Origin of the sequence: Pseudodonghicola sp., from assembly GCF_048268305.1 — a bacterium.
GTDB lineage: Bacteria > Pseudomonadota > Alphaproteobacteria > Rhodobacterales > Rhodobacteraceae > Pseudodonghicola.
This window is the reverse complement of the sequence record NZ_JBLWVT010000001.1, coordinates 252553-276835: the sequence shown is the minus strand read 5'-3', so window position 1 is coordinate 276835 and position 24283 is coordinate 252553. Positions and strand designations below refer to the sequence as shown.

27 protein-coding genes are annotated in these 24283 nt (G+C 65.8%); 9 read left to right on the top strand and 18 right to left on the bottom strand.

The features are described 5' to 3' along the window. Positions 1 to 10 precede the first annotated feature (10 nt). The gene (locus tag ACN0V4_RS01370) at positions 11 to 787 is read right to left on the bottom strand and encodes a uracil-DNA glycosylase (RefSeq protein WP_417672716.1); all 777 of its coding nucleotides are present in this window, start codon (positions 785 to 787) and stop codon (positions 11 to 13) included. Positions 788 to 914: 127 nt separating this feature from the next. Between ACN0V4_RS01370 and ACN0V4_RS01365 the strand changes: the two genes are divergently transcribed. Genes ACN0V4_RS01365 through plsY form a run of 5 tightly spaced genes read left to right on the top strand, consistent with a single transcriptional unit; the run spans position 915 to position 4654 of the window. Then, the gene (locus ACN0V4_RS01365; protein ID WP_417672715.1) at positions 915 to 1856 is read left to right on the top strand and encodes an aspartate carbamoyltransferase catalytic subunit; all 942 of its coding nucleotides are present in this window, start codon (positions 915 to 917) and stop codon (positions 1854 to 1856) included. Further along, on the top strand, positions 1853 to 2386 hold the full coding sequence (locus ACN0V4_RS01360) for a hypothetical protein (RefSeq protein WP_417672714.1): 534 nt from the start codon (positions 1853 to 1855) through the stop codon (positions 2384 to 2386). Before ACN0V4_RS01365 ends, ACN0V4_RS01360 begins: the two co-directional genes overlap by 4 nt. Next, positions 2383 to 2766, top strand: a complete 384-nt coding sequence (locus tag ACN0V4_RS01355) for a hypothetical protein (protein ID WP_417672713.1) — start codon at positions 2383 to 2385, stop codon at positions 2764 to 2766. Before ACN0V4_RS01360 ends, ACN0V4_RS01355 begins: the two co-directional genes overlap by 4 nt. Then, positions 2763 to 4049 carry a dihydroorotase gene (gene pyrC, locus ACN0V4_RS01350; RefSeq protein WP_417672712.1) on the top strand — a complete coding sequence of 429 codons (1287 nt, stop codon included), beginning with the start codon at positions 2763 to 2765 and terminating at the stop codon, positions 4047 to 4049. Before ACN0V4_RS01355 ends, pyrC begins: the two co-directional genes overlap by 4 nt. After that, positions 4049 to 4654, top strand: coding sequence for a glycerol-3-phosphate 1-O-acyltransferase PlsY (gene plsY / locus ACN0V4_RS01345; RefSeq protein WP_417672711.1), 606 nt, complete (start codon positions 4049 to 4051; stop codon positions 4652 to 4654). Before pyrC ends, plsY begins: the two co-directional genes overlap by 1 nt. Positions 4655 to 4684: 30 nt before the next feature. On the opposite strand, the gene ACN0V4_RS01340 is transcribed toward plsY, so the two are convergent. From ACN0V4_RS01340 to ACN0V4_RS01320, 5 genes are all read right to left on the bottom strand, one after another. Further along, positions 4685 to 4945 carry a hypothetical protein gene (locus tag ACN0V4_RS01340; RefSeq protein ID WP_417672710.1) on the bottom strand — a complete coding sequence of 87 codons (261 nt, stop codon included), beginning with the start codon at positions 4943 to 4945 and terminating at the stop codon, positions 4685 to 4687. Positions 4946 to 5151: 206 nt separating this feature from the next. Next, on the bottom strand, positions 5152 to 6522 hold the full coding sequence (locus ACN0V4_RS01335) for a glutamate--cysteine ligase (protein WP_417672709.1): 1371 nt from the start codon (positions 6520 to 6522) through the stop codon (positions 5152 to 5154). 63 nt (positions 6523 to 6585) lie between these two features. After that, complete coding sequence (locus ACN0V4_RS01330; protein ID WP_417672708.1) at positions 6586 to 7113, bottom strand: hypothetical protein; 528 nt, start codon at positions 7111 to 7113, stop codon at positions 6586 to 6588. Then, the gene (locus tag ACN0V4_RS01325) at positions 7110 to 7970 is read right to left on the bottom strand and encodes a GNAT family N-acetyltransferase (protein ID WP_417672707.1); all 861 of its coding nucleotides are present in this window, start codon (positions 7968 to 7970) and stop codon (positions 7110 to 7112) included. Before ACN0V4_RS01325 ends, ACN0V4_RS01330 begins: the two co-directional genes overlap by 4 nt. Then, a complete protein-coding gene (locus ACN0V4_RS01320; RefSeq protein ID WP_417672706.1) occupies positions 7967 to 8689 on the bottom strand; it encodes a 16S rRNA (uracil(1498)-N(3))-methyltransferase in 723 nt (240 codons plus the stop codon). The genes ACN0V4_RS01325 and ACN0V4_RS01320 overlap by 4 nt, the downstream gene beginning before the upstream one ends. Positions 8690 to 8701: 12 nt before the next feature. Here ACN0V4_RS01320 and ubiA point away from each other — a divergent pair, with 12 nt between their 5' ends. From ubiA to ACN0V4_RS01305, 3 genes are all read left to right on the top strand, one after another. Beyond that, the gene (gene ubiA / locus ACN0V4_RS01315; protein ID WP_417672705.1) at positions 8702 to 9676 is read left to right on the top strand and encodes a 4-hydroxybenzoate octaprenyltransferase; all 975 of its coding nucleotides are present in this window, start codon (positions 8702 to 8704) and stop codon (positions 9674 to 9676) included. Positions 9677 to 9741: 65 nt separating this feature from the next. After that, positions 9742 to 11739, top strand: a complete 1998-nt coding sequence (locus ACN0V4_RS01310) for an OmpA family protein (protein WP_417672704.1) — start codon at positions 9742 to 9744, stop codon at positions 11737 to 11739. 33 nt (positions 11740 to 11772) lie between these two features. After that, positions 11773 to 12090, top strand: a complete 318-nt coding sequence (locus ACN0V4_RS01305) for a hypothetical protein (protein ID WP_417672703.1) — start codon at positions 11773 to 11775, stop codon at positions 12088 to 12090. 131 nt (positions 12091 to 12221) lie between these two features. Here ACN0V4_RS01305 and ACN0V4_RS01300 read toward each other — a convergent pair whose 3' ends face one another. The 8 genes from ACN0V4_RS01300 to ACN0V4_RS01265 all read right to left on the bottom strand — a co-directional run bounded on the left by ACN0V4_RS01300 (position 12222) and on the right by ACN0V4_RS01265 (position 19463). Beyond that, the gene (locus tag ACN0V4_RS01300) at positions 12222 to 12665 is read right to left on the bottom strand and encodes a molybdenum cofactor biosynthesis protein MoaE (protein ID WP_417672702.1); all 444 of its coding nucleotides are present in this window, start codon (positions 12663 to 12665) and stop codon (positions 12222 to 12224) included. Between the two features lie 3 nt (positions 12666 to 12668). After that, the gene (gene moaD, locus ACN0V4_RS01295; RefSeq protein ID WP_417672701.1) at positions 12669 to 12914 is read right to left on the bottom strand and encodes a molybdopterin converting factor subunit 1; all 246 of its coding nucleotides are present in this window, start codon (positions 12912 to 12914) and stop codon (positions 12669 to 12671) included. After that, a complete protein-coding gene (gene pgsA, locus ACN0V4_RS01290; RefSeq protein WP_417672700.1) occupies positions 12914 to 13585 on the bottom strand; it encodes a CDP-diacylglycerol--glycerol-3-phosphate 3-phosphatidyltransferase in 672 nt (223 codons plus the stop codon). Before pgsA ends, moaD begins: the two co-directional genes overlap by 1 nt. 278 nt (positions 13586 to 13863) lie before the next feature. Beyond that, positions 13864 to 15780: an excinuclease ABC subunit UvrC gene (gene uvrC, locus ACN0V4_RS01285; RefSeq protein ID WP_417672699.1), complete on the bottom strand. Its 1917-nt coding sequence runs from the start codon at positions 15778 to 15780 to the stop codon at positions 13864 to 13866. 290 nt (positions 15781 to 16070) lie between these two features. Continuing rightward, entirely contained in the window at positions 16071 to 16847 is a 777-nt protein-coding gene (locus ACN0V4_RS01280) for an SDR family oxidoreductase (RefSeq protein ID WP_417672698.1), read from the bottom strand. Between the two features lie 24 nt (positions 16848 to 16871). Beyond that, a complete protein-coding gene (locus ACN0V4_RS01275; RefSeq protein WP_417672697.1) occupies positions 16872 to 17831 on the bottom strand; it encodes a calcium/sodium antiporter in 960 nt (319 codons plus the stop codon). 168 nt (positions 17832 to 17999) lie between these two features. Then, positions 18000 to 18797, bottom strand: coding sequence for a S49 family peptidase (locus ACN0V4_RS01270; RefSeq protein ID WP_417672696.1), 798 nt, complete (start codon positions 18795 to 18797; stop codon positions 18000 to 18002). 129 nt (positions 18798 to 18926) lie between these two features. Next, on the bottom strand, positions 18927 to 19463 hold the full coding sequence (locus ACN0V4_RS01265; RefSeq protein WP_417672695.1) for a CoxG family protein: 537 nt from the start codon (positions 19461 to 19463) through the stop codon (positions 18927 to 18929). Positions 19464 to 19615: 152 nt separating this feature from the next. Between ACN0V4_RS01265 and ACN0V4_RS01260 the strand changes: the two genes are divergently transcribed. Next, complete coding sequence (locus ACN0V4_RS01260) at positions 19616 to 20596, top strand: DMT family transporter (protein ID WP_417672694.1); 981 nt, start codon at positions 19616 to 19618, stop codon at positions 20594 to 20596. Between the two features lie 99 nt (positions 20597 to 20695). On the opposite strand, the gene ACN0V4_RS01255 is transcribed toward ACN0V4_RS01260, so the two are convergent. Genes ACN0V4_RS01255 through ACN0V4_RS01240 form a run of 4 tightly spaced genes read right to left on the bottom strand, consistent with a single transcriptional unit; the run spans position 20696 to position 24212 of the window. Beyond that, complete coding sequence (locus tag ACN0V4_RS01255) at positions 20696 to 21502, bottom strand: ATP-binding cassette domain-containing protein (protein WP_417672693.1); 807 nt, start codon at positions 21500 to 21502, stop codon at positions 20696 to 20698. Next, positions 21495 to 22361 carry an ABC transporter ATP-binding protein gene (locus ACN0V4_RS01250; RefSeq protein WP_417672692.1) on the bottom strand — a complete coding sequence of 289 codons (867 nt, stop codon included), beginning with the start codon at positions 22359 to 22361 and terminating at the stop codon, positions 21495 to 21497. The genes ACN0V4_RS01255 and ACN0V4_RS01250 overlap by 8 nt, the downstream gene beginning before the upstream one ends. After that, entirely contained in the window at positions 22358 to 23209 is an 852-nt protein-coding gene (locus ACN0V4_RS01245; protein ID WP_417672691.1) for an ABC transporter permease, read from the bottom strand. Before ACN0V4_RS01245 ends, ACN0V4_RS01250 begins: the two co-directional genes overlap by 4 nt. Next, the gene (locus ACN0V4_RS01240) at positions 23202 to 24212 is read right to left on the bottom strand and encodes an ABC transporter permease (protein WP_417672690.1); all 1011 of its coding nucleotides are present in this window, start codon (positions 24210 to 24212) and stop codon (positions 23202 to 23204) included. The genes ACN0V4_RS01245 and ACN0V4_RS01240 overlap by 8 nt, the downstream gene beginning before the upstream one ends. Positions 24213 to 24283 lie beyond the last annotated feature (71 nt).

The following is a 24283-nucleotide window of genomic DNA, read 5'->3' as shown; positions in this document are numbered from 1 at the left end:
CAACTCTCGTTCAGCTTTCATTCAAACGCGCGCGCAGTTCCAGCAGATCGGCCCAGGCGAGCCGCTTGGCCGAGGGCTGGCGCAACAGATAGGCCGGGTGGAACATCGGCAGGACGGGCTTGCCCATCGCCTGATCCCAGTGACCGTGCAGCCGGGTGATGCCGCGTTTGCCCAGCACCGCCTGGCAGGAGATATTGCCCATCAGCACGATCAGCCTGGGATCGCTCAGCGCCACATGGCGTTCGAGGAAGGGCTTCATCATCGCGATCTCGTCAGGCCGGGGATCGCGGTTCTGCGGCGGCCGCCAGGGCAGCACATTGGTGATATAGACGTTTTCCGTCCGCGACAGGCCGATGGCGGCAAGCATCCGGTCCAGCAACTGCCCGGCCCGGCCGACAAAGGGGCGCCCCTCACGATCCTCGTCGCGGCCCGGCGCCTCGCCGATGATCATCACCGGAGCGCCCCGCACCCCATCGGCGAAGACCAGATTACGCGCGCCCTTCTTCAGTTCGCAAAGATCGAACTCCGCCATCGCCGCCTTCAGCGCGTCCAGATCGCCGGCCCTGGCGGCGGCGGCGCGGGCGATCTCGACCGGATCGGGGCCCTTGGGTTTGGCTGCGACAGGCGCCGCCTGCCCCGGCGCGGCGGCCGATTTCGCCGCCGGGCGGGCATGATCGGGCAAGTCGTATCGGTTCACCGGCTGATCACCGATGGCATCCGTCGCCCCCAGCTCCACCTGCCATTCCAGCAGCGCCCGTGCGGTATGATGATCAAGTCCCGATTCCATGCCCGGACCCTATCGCGGAAACCCGCCCTCTAAAACCGCAATGCGGGGTTACACAGCGCCACACGATGTTGCCCCGCGCGCGCGGGCTTTCTATAAGCAGCCCCAGCAGCACAGCCGGAGTCCGCGCATGTCCTTTGCCCACCGTCACCTTCTGGGAATCGAACCGCTGAGCCCGCAGGACATCGTGACGATCCTCGATCTCGCCGAAACCTATGTGGACCTGAACCGCCAGCCGGCCAAACATGCCGATGTCCTGGCCGGTCTCACCCAGATCAACATGTTCTTCGAAAACTCCACCCGCACCCAGGCGAGCTTCGAGCTGGCCGGCAAACGGCTGGGGGCGGATGTGATGAACATGGCCATGCAGGCCAGTTCGATCAAGAAGGGCGAGACGCTGATCGACACCGCGATGACGCTGAACGCCATGCACCCCGATCTGCTGGTAGTGCGCCACCCGCATTCGGGCGCCGTCGATCTGCTGGCGCAGAAGGTCAACTGCGCGGTGCTGAACGCCGGCGACGGCAAGCACGAACACCCGACTCAGGCGCTGCTCGATGCGCTGACGATCCGCCGCGCCAAGGGGCGGCTGCACCGGCTGAACATCGCCATCTGCGGCGATATCTCCCATTCCCGCGTGGCGCGGTCGAACCTGCTCTTGTTGGGCAAGATGGAAAACCGCATTCGCCTGATCGGCCCGCCCACCCTGATGCCCTCGGGCATCGACGCCTTCGGGGTCGAGGTCTATGACGACATGCGCGAAGGGCTGCAGGATGTCGACGTGGTGATGATGCTGCGGCTGCAGAAGGAGCGGATGGACGGCGGCTTCATCCCCTCGGAGCGCGAATATTACCACCGCTACGGGCTCGACGCCGAGAAACTGGCGCTGGCCAAGCCCGACGCCATCGTGATGCACCCCGGCCCGATGAACCGCGGTGTCGAGATCGACGGCACGCTGGCCGACGACATCAACCGCAGCGTGATCCAGGATCAGGTCGAGATGGGTGTCGCCGTCCGCATGGCGGCGATGGAGCTGCTGGCGCGCAACCTGGAAGCGGAGCGTCTGGGATGAGCGATCCGCTCAGCATCGCGGCCGGCGAACACGGGGTGATCCGTGTCTTCGCGCTGGAGATGCGGCCCGAACAGGCCGCCTTTCAGCGCGAGCCGGGGGCGGCGGAGCAGATGCTGGGGCTCGAAAGGCTCGACCATGGCCAGATCGACGTGATCCGCCTGGCCGATCTGGAAGAGCTGGGGCTTGCTGGCTATCTGCTCGACGGCTGCGGCGTGCCCGAGGACCAGATCGCCCCGGATCGCGACAGGCTCAAGGCGCTGAAGGGCTGGGTCATGGTGGTGCGCAGCCGCGCCTTCGGCGGCCGCGCCTGCCGGATCGTGCCGGGCCCCGGCGTCAAGCTGATCGCAACCTATCGTGAACCCGACCCCGAGTGGAGCGCCGAACCGCTCCACGCCAAAAGCGCCGAACTCTACTCCGCCCCCCGGATGTCGCCCCGTGCGGCGCGCGACCGCGCCCGGCGGATCGGCGCCGCGCTGTTCGGCATCGTCATGGCGTTGGTCGCCCTTGTCCTCTGGCTGGTGATCCGATGAGCATGACCCATTTCCCCGCCGACCGCGCCGCCTATATCCGCGCCCATCTCTGGCTGGCACTTGCCGCGATGGCGGCGGCGACGCTGATCCTCTGGCTGATCGGCAACCCCTATGTCTGGACCGGGCTGGTGGCCGGCGCCGGCGCCATCGCGCTGCGCGGTTTCTATCTGGCCTCGGAGGAGCTGGCGGCGGTCTGGGCCATCGAGGGGCACGACCTGACCGGCCCCGGCGGCCAGCGCATCCCGCTCGCCCGGATCGAGACGGTCCGCACCATCGGCAGCTTCGTGCAGGTCATCACCCGCGACGGGCACAAATACCTGATCAAGTACCAGGCCGACCCCCAGGCCACCGTGACCGCCATAGAAAGGGCAAGGGCATGACCGATCTCCTTTTCACCAACGCCCGGTTGATCGACCCCGAAGCCGGCACCGATGCGCCCGGCTGGCTGCATGTGGTCGATGGGCGGATCGCGGCGACCGGCGGCGGAGAAGCCCCGGCGCCCGGGGCGGGCGAATTGCTGGTCGATTGTGGCGGCATGTGCCTGGCCCCCGGCATCGTCGATCTCGGGGTGAAGGTCTGCGAGCCGGGTGAGCGGCACAAGGAAAGCTATCGCAGCGCCGGACAGGCGGCGGCGGCCGGCGGGGTGACCACCATCGTCACCCGCCCCGACACCGCCCCCGCCATCGACAGCCCCGAGACGCTGGAATTCGTCACCCGCCGCGCCCAGGCCGACGCGCCGGTCAACGTGCTGCCGATGGCGGCGCTGACCAAGGGCCGGCAGGGCCGCGAGATGACCGAGATCGGCTTTCTGATGGACGCCGGCGCCGTCGCCTTCACCGATTGCGACCACGTGGTCGAGGACACCAAGGTGCTGTCCCGGGCGCTGACCTATGCCCGCAGCCTCGGCGCGCTGGTGATCGGCCACCCGCAGGAGCCGGGGCTGAGCCATGGCGCCGCGGCCACCAGCGGCAAGTTCGCCTCGCTGCGCGGGCTGCCGGCGGTGTCGCCGATGGCCGAACGCATGGGGCTTGATCGCGATATCGCGCTGATCGAGATGACCGGGGCGCGCTATCACGCCGATCAGATCACCACCGCCCGCGCCCTGCCGGCGCTGGAACGCGCCAAGGCCAACGGGCTCGATATCACCGCCGGCGTCGGCATCCACCACCTGACGCTGAACGAATTCGACGTCGCCAATTACCGCACCTTCTTCAAGCTGAAGCCGCCACTGCGCTCGGAAGATGACCGCCAAGCGGTGATCGAGGCGGTCCGCAGCGGGCTGATCGACATCATCTGTTCGATGCACACGCCGCAGGACGAGGAAAGCAAACGCCTGCCTTTCGAGGAGGCCGCGAGCGGCGCGGTCGGGTTGGAGACGCTGCTGCCGGCGGCGCTGCGGCTTTATCATTCGGGCGATCTGAGCCTGCCGCAACTGTTCCGCGCGCTCGCCCTGAACCCGGCCAAGCGGCTGGGTCTGGGCAGCGGTCGCCTGACCGCCGGGGCGCCGGCCGATCTGGTGCTGTTCAACCCCGACGCGCCCTTCGTGCTCGACCGGTTCAAACTCAAGTCCAAGTCCAAGAACACCCCGTTCGACGGCGGCCGGATGCAGGGCCGCGTACTGGCAACCTATGTGGCGGGCGCCCCCGTCTATCGGAGGGACTGATGCCCGAGATCACCTCTTCCGCGCTGACCCTGATCCTCTGGGCCGTGATCGGCTATGGGCTGGGGTCGATCCCCTTCGGCATGGTGATGACCAAGCTCTTCGGTCTGGGCAATCTGCGCCAGATCGGATCGGGCAATATCGGCGCCACCAATGTGCTCAGGACCGGGCACAAGGGGGCGGCGGCGCTGACCGTCCTGTTCGATGGCGGCAAGGGGGCGGTGGCGGTACTGCTGGCGCGCGCCTTCGCCGCCGACGACGCGGCGCAACTGGCCGGGCTGCTGGCCTTCACCGGCCATTGCTTTCCGATCTGGCTGGGGTTCAAGGGCGGCAAGGGGGTGGCGACCTTCCTGGGCCTTTGGCTGGCGCTGGCCTGGCCGGTCGGGATCGCCTGCTGTCTGACCTGGCTGGTGGTGGCACTGCTCAGCCGCATCTCCTCGCTCAGCGCGCTGGTGGCGGCGGCGGCCTCGACCTTCTGGGCGGTCGGCCTGGGATACGGCCAGGAACTGCTGCTGGGCGCCCTGCTGACCCTGCTGATCTTCTGGCGTCACCGGGCGAATATCGCCCGGCTCAGGGCCGGAACCGAACCGAGGATCGGCCAGAAATAGACCAGAAGACGCAGCAATCAGAACCTGCGTCTATTCGGCCTTTTTCATCAGGGCCTCGACGGCATTAGCCGTCCGCCTGGTATTGTCGCGAATATCCAGCAGCACATAGATCACGCCCGCGGCCATCACGATCGAGACCAACCCCCCGATGATATAGAGAAGGCTCGCGGCCCCGCCCCCACCATAGGGGTTGCTCATCATCGCAATGCCGGTTGCGATCACGCCGATCACACCGACAACGACAAAAACCGCGACGAGCATCTCGAAGATATTAACGATCATGGAACGCATGGAATTTCCTCTCCCCACAATATGAGCACCTCAGAGCGCGATCTAGAAACCACGGAAATGGCGCCGCCCCTCGATCAGGATAAGGCGGCGAGACGATAAATGAACAAAAAACAAAGGCCCGGAAAAAGAATTTCCGGACCTTCTGAGAAAATAAACCCTGCGCAAAAGAAACCGCAGCGGGAAACGGGCCGTAAATCCCGGCCCTGTCAGTAGCTGAACGCGTCGTAGATCTTGTCCAGATCGCCGTGCCAGTCGCCGTTGTAATGGGCCAGCAGCTCATCCGCCGGGGTCATGCCGGTCTCAATGCTCTCCTCCAGCGCATGGAGGAAATAACGTTCGTCCTGTTCGATGCCGCAAAGCGCCGGGCGCGCCCGCGCCTTGAGCCCCTCGCGGGCGATCTCCAGCACCTGACCGGCCAGATCGCGCATCGACTTGCCGCCGACCTCGCCCTGCAGGCCGTTGTCACCGGCCGCAACGCGCCAGGCTTCGCGGGTTTCTGCGTCCCAGCCCTTGACCAGATCCCAGGCCGCGTCCAGCGCGCCCTGATCGTACATCAGCCCGACCCAGAGCGCCGGCAGCGCGCAGAGCCGCCGCCAGGGGCCGCCATCGGCGCCGCGCATTTCGATGAACTTCTTCACCCGGGCCTCGGGGAAGGCGGTGGTCAGGTGATCGGCCCAGTCGCTGAGCGTCGGCTTCTCGCCCGGCAGCGCCGGCAGCTCGCCCTTGAGGAAGTCGCGGAAGGATTGGCCAAGCGCGTTGATGTACTTGCCATCGCGATAGACGAAATACATCGGCACATCGAGCGCGTAGTCGACCCAGCGTTCAAACCCGAAATCGTCGTCGAAGACGAAGGGGATCATGCCGGTGCGCGCCGGATCCATATGCCGCCACACCCAGGAGCGATAGCTCTTCATCCCGTTGGGCTTGCCCTCGAAGAAGGGCGAATTGGCGAAGAGCGCGGTGGCCACCGGCTGCAGCGCGATGGCGACGCGCATCTTCTGGACCATGTCGGCCTCGGACCCGAAATCGAGGTTCACCTGAACCGTGCAGGTGCGCCGCATCATCGTGGTGCCGGTGGTGCCGACCTTGCCCATATAGGCGTCCATCAGCTTGTAACGCCCCTTGGGCATCAGCGGCATCTGATCATGCGTCCAGATCGGCGCGGCGCCCAGGCCGATGAAGCCGACGCCGATCTCGTCCGAGATCGACTTCACCTCGCGCAGGTGTTCGTTCACCTCGTCGCAGGTCTGGTGGATGGTCTCGAGCGGCGCCCCCGACAGCTCCAGCGCCCCGCCCGGCTCCAGCGAGACATTGGCGTCGTCCTTGGTCAGGCCGATCAGATGGCCGGCCTCGCGCACCTCGGCCCAGCCGAAGCGGTCGCGCAGCGCCTCCAGCACGGTCAGGATCGACTTTTCGCCCTCATAGGGCAGCGGCAGATGCCCGTCCTTGAGAAAGCCGAATTTCTCGTGCTCGGTGCCGATACGCCAGTCCTCTTTCGGCTTGCAGCCCGAGGCCAGGTATTCGGCCAGATCCTCGTGCCGCTCGATCAGGCCGCCGCCGGATTGGGGGATGGACATACGCGCGCTCCGCTCTCTACTTGCATCATTCCGGGGCAGTGGTGCGGTGAAATCGCGGGACTGTCAATGCAGCCGTTGATGGGCCGGCCGCGATGGATGACGCTCCCAAATCACCACCGGATGGCGCGATCCGCCGTTCAGTTCGGTCAGCATGCGTTCGGTGCGAAGCCCCGGCAAGGCGTTGAAGACATCGAAGAGATCGCCCGCGCCTTCGGCATTGACGGGAATGTGAAGCACCGGCAACCCCGGCTGTTCCAACACCCAGAGAGTGGGGTGAGAGGAGGGATCGAGCACCAGGCGTTCAAGATCCTGAACCGAAACCGAGCCGCCGGAGAGCGGCCCCATATAGGTGATCTCGCCCTCGGTGATCACCACCACCCCGGGGCCGCGGCCTTCGATGCGGAACCGCGCGCGCTGCAGGCCGATCACCGCGATACCGGCGCCGGCCGGGATCAGCAGCCAGCCGATCCAACCCAACAGTCCACCAACCCCCAGGGCCCAGTAAAGCCCCAGGAGCCCCACCGCCGCCCCGGTCAGCGCCTCGCGCCAGCGGAGCAGACCCGCTGTCACCTCGGGGCGAATGAAGCTCATGCCGACACTCCGCCCAAGGTCACCACCCCGTCGGTCAGCGCCACCAGATAATCGCCGACCCGGCGGAACCCGATCGCCTCGTAGGCGCGGGAGGCGGCCTCGTTGTTCGAGAAAAGAATCGCGCGGCGGGCTCCATCGGCCTCGGCCTGCATCAGCAGCGCCTGCACCACGCGGCGGCCGGCCCCACGATTGCGCGCCTCGGGCGGGACATAGACGCCGCCGACCTGCACGATGTCCTTGACCCGCGCGTTCACCGCCGCCATGCCGACCGGCCGGCCCGCCTCAAGCAAGAGCTGACAGATACCGGCCTCGATGGTCCGGCGCGCGCGATCGCGCGCCACCTCGGCCGCCTGCGGCGTGCCGGCAGCACCGGTCCCGGTGTCGACCTCATAGCCCTGGAACCAGGCGGCCAGCAGCGCCTCATCCCCGGCCTCGGGCTGACGCCAGACCAGATCGGCGCGCGGCATGTCCTGCAAATCGAGATCATAGAGCGGCTCGACATGATCGACCTTGAGCCGCCCCGAAAGGTCCAGCGCCTCCAGCCAGAGCCGCGCCTGCGCCGCATCTCCGGTCAGCCCCTGCACCTGGCGCCCGGTCAGCGCACGGGCAGCCGCGGCAAGCGCCTCCGCCTCCCGCCCCGGGCATTGCAGCATCAAAAAGCCGTTGTTGGAACAGCCGAAGACCGCCCTCAGCGGTCCTTCGGCTGGCCAGAGGAAATAGTCGCAGGCATGATCATGGTCGGATCGCCCGATGCCATGCGCCTCGAGATTGCCACGCAGAAACATCGAGGTTTCGGGGTGCCCCGCCAGAAAGGCCTCGATCCGCGCCGCGTCCGATGCCTCGGCCCGACGGATCATTTCCAGTCTCCCAGCGCCACCTGCCAGAGCGTCAGCGCCGCGACGGCGGCGGTATCGGCGCGCAGGATGCGCGGGCCGAGGCTGACCGCACGGGCGAAGGGCTGGGCCAGGAGGCGCTTGCGCTCGGCGTCAGAAAACCCGCCCTCGGGGCCGATCAGGATCGCCCAGGGACCGGGCTCTGCCCCTTCAAGGGTCAGCGCCGCGCCCGCCTCCGCCTCGTCGCAGAACATCAGTTGCCGCCCCTCGGGCCAATCGGCCAGCAGCCGATCGAGCCGGTGCAGATCGGTGACCTCGGGCACGAAGGTGCCGCCGCATTGCTCGGCCGCCTCGACCGCATGGGCCTGCAGCCGATCCTGGCGGATGCGTTCGGAATTGGTGAAATCGGTCTGCACCGGGATGATCCGGGCCGCGCCCATCTCGACCGCCTTCTCGACGATGAAATCGGTGCGCGCCTTCTTGATCGGGGCGAACAGCAGCCAGAGATCGGGCGGCGGCATCAAGGGCCGCGACTGTTCCACGCAATCGAGCAGACCGCCACGCTTGCCGGCCTCGGCCACGGTCGTCAGCCATTCGCCATCGCGGCCGTTGAACAGCGCAACAGGGTCGCCGGCGATCAGCCGCATCACGCCGAAAAGGTAATGCGCCTGCTCCCGCGACAGAGGAACCGATTGCCCCGCACCCAGCGGGTGATCTACATAGAGCCTGACCTTCGCTTTCATGGGACTCTACATATGCAACGCGTGACACCAACGCCAGACGCGAACGTGCACGGCCAGGTGGCCGATGCGGTGCGCGGCAATTGGGTCGACACGCTGGCGCCCGCCGCCACCCGCCCCTATCTGCGGCTTTCGCGCGCCGACCGGCCGATCGGAACCTGGCTGTTGTTGCTGCCCTGCTGGTGGGGGCTGACGCTGGCAATGCTATCGGACCGCTCGCCCCGGTGGGAGGATTTGTGGATCTTCGTCGGCTGTGGCCTGGGCGCCTGGCTGATGCGCGGTGCCGGCTGCACCTGGAACGACATCACCGACCGCGATTTCGACGGATCGGTCGAACGCACCCGGTCGCGGCCGCTGCCCTCGGGGCAGGTCTCGCTGAAGCAGGCGGTGGCCTATATGGGCCTGCAGGCGCTGCTGGCCTGCGCCATCCTGCTGACCTTCAACACCACGGCCATCGCGCTCGGCGTGCTGTCGCTGCTGCCGGTCGCGGTCTATCCCTTCGCCAAACGCTTCACCTGGTGGCCGCAGGTCTTCCTTGGCCTTGCCTTCAACTGGGGCGCCCTGCTGGCCTGGACCGCCCATACCGGCAGCCTCGGCTGGCAGCCACTGGTTCTCTATGTCGCCGGCATCTCCTGGACGCTGTTCTATGACACCATCTATGCGCATCAGGATACCGAGGATGACGCGCTGATCGGCATCAAGTCGACCGCCCGGCTGTTCGGCGACAATACCCCCCGCTGGCTGCGCCGGTTCCTGGTGATCACCGTTCTGCTGATGGCGGTCGCCGTGGTCGGCACGGTGGACACCCGTGGATCCACCCTGTCGCTGGTGATGGCGCTGGCAGGCCCCTGGTTCATGGGCTGGCATATGCTCTGGCAATTGCGGCAGTTCGATCCCGACGACAACCCGACGCTGCTGCGGCTGTTCCGGGTCAACCGCGACACCGGCCTGATTCCGCTCATCTTCTTCCTGGCTGCCCTGCTGGTATGATTGCAGAGCCCGCCCCCGGCCTGTAAGACTCGGCGCGATCCCGACGAGACCAAGACCGAGCCCTTATGCGACTATCCTCCCTGCTGCCCACCGGGGCGACCTTCGGGGTCGCCGCCATTCTCTGCCTTGTCGCGGCGGGGTTCGCGGTGTCAGCCATCGAGGAAACCACCGAGATCGACCTGCGCCGCACCCTCGATCAATCCGGCTTTCCCTGGGCCGAGGTTCAGGCCAACGGACTTCGAGTGATCGTCTCGGGCACCGCCCCGGACGAGGCCGCGCGCTTTGCCGCCATCTCGGCCATCGGCCGGACCATCGACGCCGCCCGGGTGATCGACGAAATGCAGATCACCCCCACCGCCGATCTGGCACCGCCGCGGTTCTCGGTCGAACTGCTGCGCAACGGCAGCGGCATTTCGGTGATCGGCCTGGTGCCCTCTTCCACCGACCGGAGCGAAATGGTCGACGATCTGGAAGATCTCGACCCCGGCAAGAAGATCACAGACCTGTTGGAAAGCGCCGCCTATCCCGCGCCCCCCGGCTGGGACGACGCGATGCGCTATGCCATGAGGGCGCTCGAGGATCTGCCGCGCGCCAAGGTCTCGGTCAGCGCCGGCGAGGTGGCGATCACCGCCATCGTCGACAGCCGCGAGGCGAAGAAGACGCTTGAGACCAAGCTGACCCGCGCGGCGCCGCCGGGACTGCGCCTGTCGCTCGATATCGCGGCGCCGCGCCCGGTGATCACCCCCTTCACCCTGCGCTATGTCATCGACGAGGCCGGCGGCCATTTCGATGCCTGTTCCGCCGATGACGAAGAGGCACGCGACCGCATTCTGGCCGCCGCCCGCGCCGCCGGGCTGACCGGAGAGGCGAGCTGCGTTATCGGCATGGGCGTGCCCTCGCCGAACTGGGCCCGGGCTGCCGAACTCGCGATCGCCGCGCTTTCCGATCTCGGTGGCGGCTCGATCACCTTCGCCGATGCCGATATCACGCTGGTGGCCGCCCAGGGCACCGACGCGGGCCATTTCGACCGGGTGGTGGGGGAGCTGGAAACCGCCCTGCCCGATGTCTTCGCGCTGCACGCGATGCTACCGCCCGCCGCCGCCGATGCCGCCGACGGCCCGCCGGAATTCATCGCCACCCTCAGCCCCGAAGGCCTGGTGCAGCTGCGCGGACGGCTCAGCGACGAGACCTTGCGGCAGATGGCCGACAGCTATGCCAAGGCGCGTTTCGGCTCGGAAAACGTCCATACCGCCGCACGGCTGGCCGAAGGGCTGCCCGGTGACTGGGGGGTGCGGGTGCTGGCCGGCCTCGAGGCACTGTCGCAGCTCATCAACGGATCGGTCAGCGTCACCCCCGACATGCTGGAACTGCGGGGCGTCAGCTATGACGAGGACGCCAAGGCGAATATCTCGCGGCTGCTGTCCGACAAGCTCGGCGAGGCCGAGAATTTCACCCTCAACATCACCTATCGGGCGCCACCGCCGCCCGCCGACGCGCCCGCCGACCCCGAGGTCTGCGAACGTCGCCTGAGCGAGGCGCAGAAGGATGGCAAGATCACCTTCGAGCCCGGCTCTGCCACCATTGCCGCCGAATCGCGACCGATCCTCGACAAGATCACCGAAATCCTCTCCGACTGCGAAGGGCTGCGGCTGGAAATCCAGGGCCATACCGACAGCCAGGGCCGCGAGGAGATGAACCTCCAGCTCAGCCAGGCGCGGGCGCAATCGGTGCTGAACGAACTGCGCGCCCGCCGGGTGCTGACCTCGAGCTTCGCCGCGGTCGGCTATGGCGAAACCAAGCCGATCGCCGGCAATGACACCGAAGACGGCCGCGAGGCCAACCGCCGGATCGAATTCAAGCTGATCCGCCCCAAGGCGACGTCGGAAGAGACCACCACGCTCGACAACATGGCCGACAAACCGACCGTCGACGCGCCTCAGGACGACACCGAGACCGACCCCGAGGATATCCCTGAGGGAGACGGGGCGGCGATGGAGGATCTCTCCCACCAGAATACCGGCGACGACATCCCTGCCGAGACCGAAGGCTCCGGCGATGACTGACCAGGCGACCGCCCCCCGCGGCAAGGAGAGCGCATGAACCGAACAGAATTCATCATCACCACGGCGATCATCCTCTTCATCGCCTTCGCCATGGGCTGGTTCGCGAATTGGCTGGTGCATCGCTTTACCCGCGTGCGGCAGAGCGACGTCGCCGATCTCGACCGGATGAGCCAGGAGCTGCATGAGGCGGAGGAAACCCGCGACCAGGCGATCACCTATCTGCAGCAGCGCGAGGCAGAGCTGACCAACCAACTCAACCAGGCCGAGGCCGAGCTGCGCGCCGCCATGGAAGGGCTGCGCGACGCCCGTCAGGAGGCCGAGGAACTCAGGGCGCAGATCGAGCGCGCCTGAGCCGCAGGGGCCCCGCGTCACCGCCCCTTCCCCTTGTTCTTCTCTGCAAAAATACTCCCGCCGGAGGCGTCCGGCGCCAGCCACCAGCCCGAAGCGTCGATGTTAAAACACGCCCCTTGAGGCAATCGACGCTACCAGCGATCCAGGGCCTTCTCGTCGGCCTCTTTCGCCGCCACCCACCCCTCGCTGTCCGAGGTGATCTCTTTCTTCCAGAAGGGGGCACGGGATTTCAGATAATCCATCATGAATTCCGCCGCCTCAAAAGCCGCGGCACGATGCGGCGCGGCGGTGGCGACCATCATGATCGCCTCACCCGGGGCAAGCCGACCATGGCGGTGGATGACCAGAAGATCGCAAAGCTGCCAGCGCGCGGCGGCCTCCTCGGCGATCACGGTGATCGCCCTTTCGGTCATGCCCGGATAATGCTCGATCTCCATCGCCCGCAACCCGCCTTCGGGCAGATCGCGCACCACGCCGGTAAAGGTGACCACGGCCCCTGCCCCGGCAATGCCTGCGGCAAAGCCATTCGCCTCTGCCCCCAGATCGAACGGCTCGGCCTGGACCGCGATGCGCATGGCTCAGCCCCCGGTCATCGGCGGGAAGAAGGCCACCTCGCGCACGCCGGCCAGCGGCGCGTCGAAATCCGACAGCTCCTGGTCGAGCGCAACGCGCAACGCCGAAAGATCGGCAAAGGCCATGGCATAGCGGTCTTCACGCTCGATAAGCTCGGCGACCAGATCGGCCACCGTAACCGCAGCGGTCTCGATCTCCTCGCGCGGCAGGCCGATCCGCTCGCGCACCCAGGCGAAATAAAGCACCTGCATCAGCGTGTCTCCCGCAGATAGGGCAGCGCCTTGCGCAGATAATCGGCGCCGGTGATCAACGTCAGAGCAGCGGCGATCCACAGCAACCAAAGCCCGACCCGACCGGACCAGACCATGCCATAGAAGGTCCAGCGCAGATCCTCGCTTCCCGCCAGGGCCCCGGCCAGTTCCTTTTCCGACATGCCGGCATCGACGCCGAAGGCGGAGAGCGCCAGGTAATGTTCGAAAATCCCCTGCGAAAACAGGGTGGCGATGGCGATCATCTGCGCCGTGGTCTTCCACTTGGCCAGCTTGGTGACCTTCAGCGTCCCGGCGGTATCGCCAAGGTATTCCCTCAGACCGGAGACAAAGACTTCGCGGAACAGAATCACCGTCGCCGGCAGCACCAGCCAGGGCGTCCAGTACTTCGCCGCATAGCCCACCAGAATCATCAGGGCGATCACCACCATCGCCTTGTCGGCAATCGGGTCAAGCATCGCGCCCATCTTGGTTTCCTGCTTCCACAGCCGGGCCAGATAGCCATCGAACCAGTCGGTGATCGCGGCGCCGACGAAAAGCAGAAGCGCGCACCAATCGGCATAGGGCCGGCTGAAATAAAGGAACATCACGGCCAGACCGGGGGCCGCCAGAAGTCGCAAAAGCGTCAGGATATTGGGCACATTCCATCGCATGGGCGGACCCTATACCCGGATTTCAGAACTTGAAAGCGGGGCTTTGGCGAATTTGGCGCGGTGATTGCACGGATTACCGCCTCCAGCGACAATCTGCCGCCAGAGGGATGCCCCATCGCCGCCGCGGCGACCTCCGGCAAGGATATTTGCGAAGAACGGAGGCGAGAAAATCATCGGACATGCTCATTGGGAACCGGTGCAGGAAACAAGCCGGCCCAACCGCCAGGAGCGCCCGCAATCCTCCTCTGGAAGGATTTCAGCGAGGGACGGCCGACGTCCTAACCCTTTTCGTGGAAGAAATCATAGATCGTCTCGGCCAGCGCATCCGAGATCCCCTCCACCGCCTTGAGATCGACCAGATTGGCCCGGCTGACCGCCTTGGCGCTGCCGAAATGCGCCAAGAGCGCGCGCTTGCGGGTGGCCCCCACCCCGGCGATGTCGTCGAGGGGATTGGCGCTCATCGACTTGGCGCGCTTGGCCCGGTGGGTGCCAATGGCGAAGCGGTGCGCCTCGTCGCGCAGCCGCTGGACGAAATAGAGCACCGGATCGTTGTGGCGCAGGGCAAAGGCGTTCTCGCCGGGGCGATGGAACTCCTCCTTGCCGGCATCGCGGTCGATGCCCTTGGCGACCCCCACCATCGGCACATCCTCGACGCCATATTCCTCCATGATCTCATAGACGGCGCTGACCTGCCCGGCACCGCCGTCGATCAGCAGCAGATCAGGCCAGAGCCCCTTGTCGCGGTCCGGATCCTCCTTGAGCAGCCGGGTGAAGCGGCGGGTCAGAACCTCTTTCATCATCCCGAAATCGTCACCCGGGGTCAGATCGTCGCCGCGGATGTTGAACTTGCGATACTGGTTCTTCAGGAACCCCTCGGGGCCGGCGACGATCATCGCGCCCACCGCATTGGTGCCCTGGATATGAGAGTTGTCATAGACCTCGATCCGCTGCGGCGGACCGTCGAGGCCGAAGGCCTCGGCCAGCCCTTGCAACAGCTTGGTCTGCGTCGCGCTTTCCGACATCCGCCGCGCCAGGGATTCGCGGGCGTTCCTGAGCGCCCCGGAAACCAGCTCCAGCTTTTCGCCGCGCTGGGGGACCAGGATTTCGACCTTGTGGCCCGCCTTTTCCGCCAACGCCTCGGTCATCAGATCGGCGTTTTCGATCGCGTCCGACAGCAGCAACTGCCGCGGCGGTTCCTTGTTGTCATAGAATTGGCCGATGAAGGCCTCCATCACCTCGGCCGCCGAGACATCGGGGCCGACGCGGGGATAGAAATCCTTGTTGCCCCAGTTCTGGTGCGCCCGGATGAAGAAGACCTGCACGCAGGCCTGACCGCTGTCCATATGCAACGCGATCACATCGGCCTCGGCCACGCCGCGCGGGTTGATCCCCTGCGAGGTCTGCACCGAGGTCAGCGCGCGGATGCGGTCGCGCAGGCCGGCGGCACGTTCGAATTCCATCGCCTCGGAGGCCGCCTGCATCTGCTCGGCCAGCTCCTCCTGCACCTTGGTCGACCGTCCCGACAGGAAGCGTTCCGCGTCGCGCACGGCTTCGGCATACTCCGTCTCGGAAATCTGGCCGGTGCAGGGCGCCGAACACCGCTTGATCTGATAGAGCAGGCAGGGCCGCGTCCGGCTGGAGAACATCGCGTCCGAGCAGTTGCGCAGCAGGAACGCCTTCTGCAGCTGGTTCAGCACCCGGTTCACCGCCCCGGCGCTGGCGAAGGGGCCGAAATAGCTGCCCTTCTCCTTGCGGGCGCCGCGGTGCTTCATGATCTGGGGAAAGGGCTGATCCTTGGCGACGAGGATATTGGGAAAGCTTTTGTCATCGCGCAGCAGCACGTTGTATTTCGGCTTGAGCTGCTTGATCAGGTTCTGTTCCAGCAGCAGCGCCTCGGTCTCGGTCCGCGTGGTCAGGAACATCATCGAGGCGGTTTCCCGGATCATCCGGGCGATGCGCGCGGTATGGCCCGAGGGGCGGGCATAATTCGACACCCGCGCCTTGAGGTTGCGCGCCTTGCCGACATAGAGCACCCGGTTCTGCGCATCGAGCATGCGATAAACCCCGGGCGAGCTGTCCAGGGTTCTGAGATAGTCCTGAATGCAGGCGTGGCCGGTCGGCCGCGGGGGCGAGGCTGCCCCAGCGTCACCCGAGTCAGCCGGTGATTCTGTTTCACTGCCTGTCTGCGCGCTCATGATCCGACCCTATGATTCTCCCGGGGTGGCTGCAATCTCGGGGCCATGATTACAAGGCCGAACAAATCCACCAAACCTGTGGATAAGCCTGACGATAACTTCTGGGCATCTCGATATTCTCGTTGAAATAAGGGGATTTCCCTGATTTGCCCAAAATTTCATCTCATTTGCAACTCATTGAAAACATGAGAAACTTTTTATGACCCTCGCCAAGTGAATGAAATCAAAGGCCTTTTTGTAACGTGCCTGTAACGACAGCGTGACCAGTGCACAACTTCACCGGTTACACATCATTCCGGCCCCAGGATGTCGGGAGTTCGCCATCCCAGATGCTGGCCGCCATCGACGCACAGAAGCTGTCCGGTGACCGCCGGCGCATCCAGGAAATAGCCAAGCGCCGCGGTGATATCGGCAGGATTCGCGCCACGTCCAAGAACCGTGTTGGCACGCTGCGAGGTGAAATGCGCCTCGGTCTGGCGAGCCCCTTTCAGGGTGGGACCGGGGCCGATCGCATTGACCCGGATCGCCGGCGCCAGCGCCTGCGCCGTGGTGCGCGTCATCGCCCAAAGCCCCATCTTGGCAATGGTATAGGTCATGAACTCGGGCGTCAGCTTGTGCACCCGCTGGTCGATCATGTTGACGATCAGCCCAACGGCCTGGGGTTCGCCCCTGTCGTCCCGGCCGGCTTCAAGCCCCTGACCGGCCATCGCCTGGGTCAGCACGAAGGGCGCCCGCAGGTTGCTTTCCAGATGCCGGTCCCAGCTTTGCCGGCTGGCGGTCTGCACGGTGTCATATTCAAAGATCGAGGCGTTGTTGATCAGGCAGGTCACCGGACCGCCCAGTGCCTCCACCGCGCGGGGGAACAACGTCTGGGTCTGATCCTCGTCCAGCAGATCGGCGTGCAGGGTCACCGCCCGGCGGCCAAGCGCGCGGATCGCCGCGGCGGTCTCCTCGGCGCCCTCTTGCGAGGTGGAGTAATGCACCGCGACGTCAAAGCCCCGCCCGGCCAGATAGAGCGCCATCGCCCGCCCCAGCCGCGCCCCTGCCCCGGTCACCAATGCGCGCATATCGCCTCCTTCGTCTTCCTGTGCTCAGGCCAGGATCGCCACGACATAGAGCCCGTAGAGCGCGCAAAGCACAACGCCCCAGAGCCTGGTAAGATCGAAGCGCAGGAAGACGAAGGGGATCAGCAACAGCGAGGCCGCCAGCATCACCCAGAGATCGAAATGCAGGAACTGAGGATCGACCGAGATCGGGCCGAACAGCGTTGCCACCCCGATGATCCCGAGCAGGTTGAACATGTTCGAGCCGATGACATTGCCCAGCGCGACATCCGCCTGCTTGCGCAGTGCCGCCATGACGGTGGTCGCCAACTCGGGCAGCGAGGTCCCCACCGCCACCAGCGTCAGGCCGATGACCGTATCGCTCACCCCATAGGTGTGGGCGATGACGGTGGCATTGTCGACCAAGAGCCCGGCGCCCAGTGGCAGCCCGGCCAGACCCAGCACCAGATAGAGCCCGATCCGCCACCAGGGCATGTTCGGGTCCGCCTCTTCCAGACCTTCCAGCAGCGCCTCGTCAGCCGCCTCTTTTCCCTGGCGGCGATGGCGCGCCGCCTCGCGCATCTGATCCCAGAGCATCAGCGCCAGCGCCGCCAGCAGGATGCCCCCAGCCAAGAGATCGAACACCCCGCGATAGGCGAGCGAGATGAACAGCACCGTCGACAGCAGCATATAGACATAGGTCTTGCGGCTGTCGCACTGGCTGGTGTGCATCTTGGCCATGATTGCGGGCAGCCCCAGCACGATCAGGATATTGGCGGTATTCGAGCCGACCACATTGCCCAGCGCGATGCCCGGAGCATGGTCAAGCACCGCCTTGATCGAGATCAGCAGCTCGGGCGCCGAGGTGCCGAAAGCCACGATGGTCAGGCTGACGATCAGCGCCGGCACCCCCAACCTCAGGCTCAGGTTCACCGCACCGCGGACCAATATGTCCCCGGCCAGCAGCAGGATCACCAGCCCGAGCCCCGCAAAAAGCCAAACAGTCATCATCGTCCCCTATGTCCGCAGTCGCAGCGCCCCTTGCCGATCCGGAACCGTCCGCAGCGCGGGCACCGCACCGCATCAAGCTGTTTCGCGCCGGGAAAGCGGAACTTTCCGAACATGGCCAGCACGGCCATCGCCACGAGAAACAGCAGAACGATTTTCAGTATCACTTCAGAGGCCAAAACGCGCATAGGCTGCGCGCTCCTCGATCCCGGCGAAGACATCCTGCGCCAGCTCAGCCCCGAAGCGCGACCAGATCGGCCGACGCAGCCCATATCGGCGGATCTGCACCTTGTCGCCGAAACGCTCCTGAAGTTTCGGTTTCAGGTGACCGATCCCCTCGATCAACCCCAATTCGGTGGCCCGCCGCGCGAGCCAGATTTCCCCGGTGAAAAGATCGGTCTCCCGATCCAGCTTGTCGCCGCGCCGCGCCTTCACATGGGCAATGAAATTCTCGTGCAGATCGCCCAGGATCTGCTTCAGCCGCGCCACATCCTCGGGGTTTTCCGGCCGGAAGGGATCGAGCATGGATTTGGAGCTGCCCGCGGTATAGACGCGGCGCTCAAGCCCCTGGCGCGCCAGGAAGATATGCGCGCCGAATCCGGAGGAGATCACCCCGATCGACCCCAGGATAGACGAGGCATCAGCCCAGACCTCATCCGCGGCGCAGGCGATCCAATAACCGCCGGAGGCCGCCACATCCTCGACGAAGACAAAGACCGGCACCTTGGTCTCTTCCGAAAGCCGCCGGATCCGCGCGCCGATCAGCGCGCTCTGCACCGGCGAGCCGCCGGGCGAATTCAGCTCGATCGCCACCGCCGCCGGCTTGCCGCGTCGGAAGGCCTTTTCCAGCAGCGGCGCCAGCGTCGCATCGTTCAGGGAATTGCGTCCGCCCAGACCGATCGTGCCGGTCAGGCGCACCACAGAGACGAGCGGCGGGTTCTTGAGAAAGGGCAGGCGCAGCTTCATGCAGCCGATGTAGAATGCCGCTTGCCGACAAACAAGGTGCGGCACCCACAGAAACACCGCCCCGTGAGGTTTTCGTCGCAACGGCCCATGCCGGCACCATCCGCCGCGGCGCCGGGACGAGCCGAACGATCACTCGCGCCCGGTGATCCGCTTCAACCAGCCCTTCTTCTCGCCGCCCTCTGCCGCCTCATCGGCCGCCTCGGCACCCTCTTCCGGCACGGCCGGGCCTTCGATCTGCTCCTGCAGGTTGACGAAGAACTGATCCGCCATCTTCTTGGCGAACCCGTCGATCAGCCGGCTGCCAAGCTGTGCCAGCTTGCCGCCCACCTTGGCCTCGACCTCGTAATGCAGAACCGTGCCGCCGGTCTCGTTCGGCTCCAGCCTGACATTGGCGCCGCCCTTGGCGAAACCGGCCGCCCCGCCCTTGCCCTCGCCAGTGATGGTGAGCCGCTCGTTCTCCACCATGTCCGACATGGTGACCTCGCCCTTGAAGGTGGCCTTCACCGGCCCGACCTTCTGGGTCACCGTGGCGGCATAGCCCTCCTCGGGGTTGCCCGTCACCTCAGAGGCGCCGGGCACGCAGGCCTTCAATACCTCGGGGTTCAGAATGGCGGCGTAGACAGTGGCCGGATCGGCCTGGATTTCGCGGCTGTCGCTCAGTTGCATGACGGGCCCTCCTTGCTGGTGAGATCAACCTATCCCAGAAGCCCCCTCCGGGCCAAGATGTCGCAGCTGCCGATCCGTCGGCAAAGTCGCAAAGCGGTCTTGCGGAATATCGCCCACATGCTACGCGGAGGAGCAAGACTCCGAGGTGCCCCATGTCGTCTGCCGCATTAAGCCGTTCGCCCGCGGGGCTGCTGTTCATCCTGGTCGGCGTGCTGGGCATTTCGATCAACGACGTGCTGATCAAACAGCTCTCCGGCGGCTACCCGCTGCATCAAGTCGTCCTCACCCGCGCCGCCGTCGCGCTGGCCTTCATTCTCTTCATGGTGCGGGCCGAGGGCGGCTTCGGGATCCTGAAGACGCGGCAACCGCTGCTCCACCTGGCGCGGGGGCTGCTGGTGGTAATCTCGAACATGAGCTATTTCGTCGCCCTCGCGGTGCTGCCCCTGGCCGATGCCACGGCGCTATTCTTTGTCGCGCCGCTGTTCATCACCGCGCTGTCGATCCCGATCCTCGGCGAAAAGGTCGGCCCGATGCGGATCGCGGCGGTGATGGCCGGCTTTGCCGGCGTGGTGATCATGCAGCGCCCCTGGGTGGCGAGTGACACGCTGGCGACCAGCCGGTTGGTGATGGTGCTGCCGGTGCTCTCCGCCTTCGCCTATGCGCTGATGCAGATCTTGACCCGCAAGCTCGGCGCCACCACCAAGGCCTCGGCGATGGCGACCTATATCCAGGCGATGTTCATCCTGGTCTCGCTGGGCTTCTTCCTGGTGGCCGGCGACGGACGCTTCGCCGCAGGCAGCGACATCCCCTCGGTGCAATTCCTGCTGCGCCCCTGGGTCTGGCCCGCCCGCGCGGATCTGCCCCTGCTCTTCGGCCTCGGCGCGCTGGCCTCGGTTTCGGGCTATTGTCTCAGCCAGGCCTATCGGCTGACCGATGCGGCCACCGTCGCCCCCTTCGAATATGTCGGCCTGCCGCTCTCGGTGCTCTGGGGCTGGATGTTCTGGACCGAACTTCCCGCGCGCGAGGTCTGGATCGGCATCGCCCTGATCGCGGGATCGGGGCTCTTCGTCTTCCTGCGCGAACAGCGCAAGGCCCGCGTGGTGGCCCGGACGGAGATCAAGCAACGGCTCTGACCCGCCGCCCCTGCCTTTTTCTAGCTTCAAATATCCCCGCCGGAGGCTGCGCCCCCAAGAGGGGCGCAACCGGAAAATCCACGATTTTCCGGCCCTCGCTCAGGCCCAGACCTGATCCAGATCGGGCAAGGGAATCGCGTCGAGCAATTCGCGTGTGTATTCCGCCTCGGGCGCATCGAACAGCGCCTGGGTCTCGCGATATTCGACCACCTCGCCGCGATAGAGCACCATGGTGTGGCGGCAGAGCCTTCGGATCACCGACAGGTCGTGGCTGATGAAGGCCAGCGTCAGACCCAGCTCGCGCACCAGCTGTTCCAGCAGGTTCAGCACCTGCGCCTGGCTCGAGACATCGAGACCCGAGACGATCTCGTCGGCGAGGATGAAATCGGGCTCGGTCGCGATCGCCCGGGCGATCCCCACCCGCTGGCGCTGCCCCCCCGACAGCTCATGCGGATAACGGGTGCGGAAGCGGCGCGGCAGGCCGACGTGATCCAGCGCCTGATCGACCCGGTCGGACACCCGGTCGAACCCCTGGATGCGCAGGGGCCCGGCAATGATCGCCCCCACCGTCCGCCGCGGGTTGAGCGAGGACATCGGATCCTGAAAGATCATCTGGAACTTGCGCCGCAGCGGCCGCAGGTCATTCTCGCCCAGATGGGTGATGTCCTGACCGTTGAACCGGATGCTGCCGCTGTCGGGCTCCAGGAGCCGGATCATCGCCCGGCCCAGCGTCGATTTCCCCGAGCCGGAACCGCCGACGATCCCCACCACATCGCCGCGCGGGATCCGCATGGAGATGCCCTTGAGGATCTCGATGCGCGGCGCCGGCCCGAACAAGGGCTTATGCGCCATGTCCGGAAAGGACAGCCGCAGGTCGTCAATTTCATAGATGACATCATCAGACATGGCCGTGGCTCCTGTCATGCGCCGCAAGCTCGGCCTCGACCCCGGCGATCACCGCCTCGGGGACCGGGGTCAGGCTGGCGTCCGGATCGGTATATTTCGGCGTCGCCGCCAAGAGCGCCGCGGAATAGGGGTGGCCGGGCCCGGCAAAGAACCGCTCGACCCGGGTATCCTCCAGCACCATGCCGCCGAAGAGGACGGTCAGCGACTGACAGACCTTCGACACCACGCCAAGATCATGGGTGACGAACAACAGCGCGGTGCCGTGACGCCCCTGCATTTCCTTGATCAGCCGCAGGATCTGCTTTTGCACCGTCACGTCGAGCGCGGTGGTCGGCTCATCGGCGATGATCAGCTTGGGCTCTGCGGCAAAGGCCGAGGCGATCAGGATCCGCTGCCGCATCCCGCCCGAAAGCTCATGCGGATAGGCGTGCATCACCCGCTCGGGATCGGGGATCGACACCTCGTCCAGCAGCTCCAGCGCGCGGACCTGCGCGTTGTGCTTGCTCCAGCCCAGGATATCGACCAACCGATTGGTGATCTGCGGCCCCACCCGGCGCGAGGGGTTGAGCGCGGTCAGCGGATCCTGCGGGATCAGCGCCGCCTTGGCGCCGATCACCCGCCGCCGGTCGCGCGGGCGCATCGCCTGCAGATCCTCGCCCTCCAGCAGGATGCGGCCGGATTTCACCTCGACCGCGGCGGGCAGAGTGCCCAGAACCGCCTTGCCGATCATGCTCTTGCCGGCGCCGCTTTCGCCCACCAGCCCGCGCACCTCGCCGGCCTCGACCGACAGCGACACATCGCGCAGGATCGGCGCCGGGCCGACCCGGGCGCTCAGGTTCTCGATTGTCAGAAAGCTCATCGCAGCACCGGATCGAAATGGTCCTTCAGCCCCTCGCCCAATTGGCTGAAGCTGAGAACGGTGAGAAACAGGGCCACCAGCGGGAAGACCAGCACCCACCAGGCCTGGTGGATCGACAGCCGCCCTTCGGCGATCATGCTGCCCCAGGTCGGATCGTCGGTCGAGATCGACAGGTTCACGAAGCTCAGGATCGCCTCGACGATCACCGCGATGCCCATCTCCAACGTCAACAGCACCACGATGGTCGGCAGCACGTTGGGCAGGATCTCCGTCAGCATGATCGAGAACCGCTTGCGGCCGGAGACCTGGGCCGAGGCCACGTAGTCCATCGCGCCCTGGCTCATCGCCTCGGCCCGGATCACGCGGGCGAAGCGGGTCCAGTCGATCACCACCACCGCGATGATGATGGAACTGAGCCCGGTGCCGATCACCGCGATCAGCAGGATCGAGAACAGCACCGGCGGAAAGGCCATCCAGATATCGACGAAGCGCGAGATCACCAGATCGGGCCAGCCGCGGAAATACCCGGCGATCAGCCCCAGGAGCGAGCCGATCAGACAGGTCAGCAGACCTGCGACCAGCGCCACCCCCAGCGCGATGCGGGCGCCGTAGATGATCCGGCTGAGCACATCGCGCCCGAGGCTGTCGGTGCCCAGAAGAAAGTTCGGATCGGCACCGCTTTCCCAGAACGGCGGCATCCGCGCCGCGAAGAGATCCTGCATCAGCGGATCCTGCGGCGCCAAGAGCGGCGCGAACAGCGCCACGATCACCAAAAGCGCCAGCCAGCCGGCCGACAGCCACAGCCGCGCGCCGGCGCGACGTTTCACAAGTCCGCGTGCATCAGCCATTGCGCAACCTCGGGTTCAGGGCGGCATAGGTCAGATCAACGACCAGGTTCACCACGGTAAAGATCAGGGCGAAGAGGATCACGATCCCCTGGATCAGCGGCAGATCGCGGTTGATCACCGCGTCGATCGCCATGTTGCCAAGCCCCTCATAGGAAAACAGCCGTTCGATGATCACCGTGCCGCCGATCAGAAAAGTGAACTGCACCCCGATCAGCGTCAGCGTCGGCAGGATCGCGTTCGGCAGCGCCTCGCGGGTAATGACGTGGTTTTCGCCGTACCCTTTGGTGCGCGCCAGAGTGACATAGTCCAGATGCATCGTCTCTTTCAGCGATTGCTTCAGCAGCTGCGCGATGATCGCCGCCAGCGGGATCGCCAGCGCCAGCGACGGCATGAACATGTGAGAGACCAGATCGGCCCAGATGTCGAACCGCAGCCGGACCACGCTTTCGAACAGATAGAAGTTGGTGGTGAAGGGCAGGTCCAGCGACGGGGTGACCCGGCCCGAGATATTGAAGATCGGCCAGAGCACCCCGAAGAGCAGGATCAGCACCAGCCCCCAGAGGAAATCCGGCACGCTGAGCGCGACACCATTGGTGACGTCAATGGCGCCCTCGACCCGGGTGCCGCGCTTGCGGGTGCCGGTCAGCGCCAGGAAACCGCCGATGATCACCGCGATCACCAGCGCCATCACCGACAGCTCGATGGTGGCGGGCAGCCGCGACAGCACCAGGCTCAGCACCGGTTGGCGGGTGGTGATCGACGTGCCGAAATCGCCGTGCAGCACGCCGCTCAGCCAGATCACGAATTGTTCGGGAATGGTCTTGTCCAGACCGTAGAGCGCCTTGAGCCGGGCGATATCGTCCTCCGTCGCGCCGGGAGGCAACATCATCGCCACCGGGTTGCCGGGGACGACGCGGATAACGAAGAACACGATGACGGCCACGCCGAAAAGCGTGATCAGCGTGGTCAGCAATCGCAGCAGGATGCGTCTGATCAGTGTCATGAGCTATATGTCCGAAAGCCGAAAGGGCGGAACGCGGCCCGCCCTCCGGTCAGATGTCTTCAGATCGACGC